Origin of the sequence: Candidatus Nitrosopumilus salarius BD31 (assembly GCF_000242875.2) — an archaeon.
Classification (GTDB): domain Archaea; phylum Thermoproteota; class Nitrososphaeria; order Nitrososphaerales; family Nitrosopumilaceae; genus Nitrosopumilus; species Nitrosopumilus salarius.
On sequence record NZ_AEXL02000022.1, the window covers coordinates 1 to 832 of the forward strand.

Annotated in this window: 2 protein-coding genes; one reads left to right on the top strand and one right to left on the bottom strand. The window is 34.7% G+C overall.

All coding sequences use genetic code 11. The annotated features are described in order from the left end of the window. Positions 1–28: 28 nt before the first annotated feature. The gene (locus BD31_RS00825) at positions 29–370 is read right to left on the bottom strand and encodes a Sec-independent protein translocase subunit TatA/TatB (protein ID WP_008297026.1); all 342 of its coding nucleotides are present in this window, start codon (positions 368–370) and stop codon (positions 29–31) included. 128 nt (positions 371–498) lie between these two features. Between BD31_RS00825 and BD31_RS00830 the strand changes: the two genes are divergently transcribed. Beyond that, complete coding sequence (locus BD31_RS00830) at positions 499–813, top strand: P-II family nitrogen regulator (protein ID WP_008297028.1); 315 nt, start codon at positions 499–501, stop codon at positions 811–813. Positions 814–832 lie beyond the last annotated feature (19 nt).

Here is an 832-nt window from a genome sequence, read left to right on the forward strand (position 1 = left end):
ACTTATAGAATTAAAAATTCAAAGTAATTTATTTTTCTGGCTCATCTATTTTTTTCTGACCTATTTTTGTAGCGATATTTTCTCTAAGCTCGTCATCTGTTTTACCTTCTGTTCTGATGCCAATTGATTTTGCAATCATTTCCAATTTTTCTCTTTCTGTTTCAACTGGTCCTGAAATTTTAGGAGGCTCATCTGTGGCATCTTTCATGTGGTTTTTGATTTCATCTTTTGCTTTGTTGTATTCGTTAACTGCTTGACCCATTTTCCTTGCAGCTCCTGGTAACTTCCCTGTCCCTAAAATCAAAACTAGTGCAACAAAAATAATTATCATCCATTCACTTCCACCTATGTTTAGTGAGTAATCAAACATGATCCAGTGTGTCTTGATTTAAAATTAAACCTAATGTCTGAGATTGTGCCTAAATCACAACCATGTTATTGAAAATCAAGTATGAGAAGTACTTATTCATTTAAATAAATTCAAAATTATTAATTTTTATGAAAAAAATTGAAGCGATAGTTCAATCTGGTACCAAAGATGCAGTTATTTCCGCAATCAAAAAAGTAGGTGTTGGCGGTGTGACTACTTTTCAAGTTCAGGGCCAAGGTGCACAAGATCCTCCTTTAGTTGGAGAATACTTTAGCAGAGACATGATCATTTGTGTAGCTGATGATCCCAAAGTAGATGAAATCATTGATGCAATTGCAAATGTTGCTTGTACTGGAACTAAAGGTGATGGTAAGGTCTTTGTTACAAGCGTTGTTGATGCACTTGACATATGCACCAAAAAACGTGGAACCATGGATATCTAGTTCAAGACTCTCTGCGGTT

Excerpts from the sequence above, each read along its gene's own strand:
- BD31_RS00830 (WP_008297028.1), top strand. The coding sequence starts at position 499 with ATGAAAAAAATTGAAGCGATAGTTCAATCTGGTACCAAAGATGCAGTT.
- BD31_RS00825 (WP_008297026.1), bottom strand. The coding sequence starts at position 370 with ATGTTTGATTACTCACTAAACATAGGTGGAAGTGAATGGATGATAATT.